The sequence below is a fragment of the Cupriavidus sp. L7L genome, assembly GCF_004353535.1.
GTDB classification, from domain to species: Bacteria; Pseudomonadota; Gammaproteobacteria; order Burkholderiales; family Burkholderiaceae; genus Cupriavidus; species Cupriavidus oxalaticus_A.
Genome location: NZ_SMNY01000173.1, coordinates 1 through 457 on the forward strand (window position 1 = coordinate 1; position 457 = coordinate 457).

Annotated in this window: 1 pseudogene; it reads right to left on the reverse strand. The window is 62.1% G+C overall.

The features are described from left to right. Positions 1-457: pseudogene (locus E1J61_RS36895) on the reverse strand (IS4 family transposase); the annotation flags it as partial.

Here is a 457-nt window from a genome sequence, read left to right on the forward strand (position 1 = left end):
TCACACGTTGTGCGCGTAGTTCCTGTTTGACCTCGCGCGCCTTCTGGCCTGCACGCCCTGGCAAGATAAACGTGATTTCCCCGAGTACTGGGCTGGCGTCGACGCTATCCCACAACTTGCCGCCCTCAGCAAGGTTTCGGTTGTGTTGGCTGCGGATCAGCCAGTCGGCTGGTTGGCCAAGTTCCTGGGCACGCGCCATCAACTCGGCAATATCACCCTCGCGGTCCGCCACATACACCAGTCGTGTCCGGGGCAATAGCGCGGCTTGTTCCGCAACGCGTTCATACCCTTCAATCCAGCGTACGCTTTCCTTGATCCCGCCGCGGTTGCCGTCGGCGTCCTTTGGCTCCCGAGCCCACATCCAGGCATCGATCACCCCCAGCGGTTCACGGTCAGGCGTCACCGCGTAGGTCGGATGCAAAAACATGCCCCGCTGGGCTTCGTAGCTCAGCGGCCC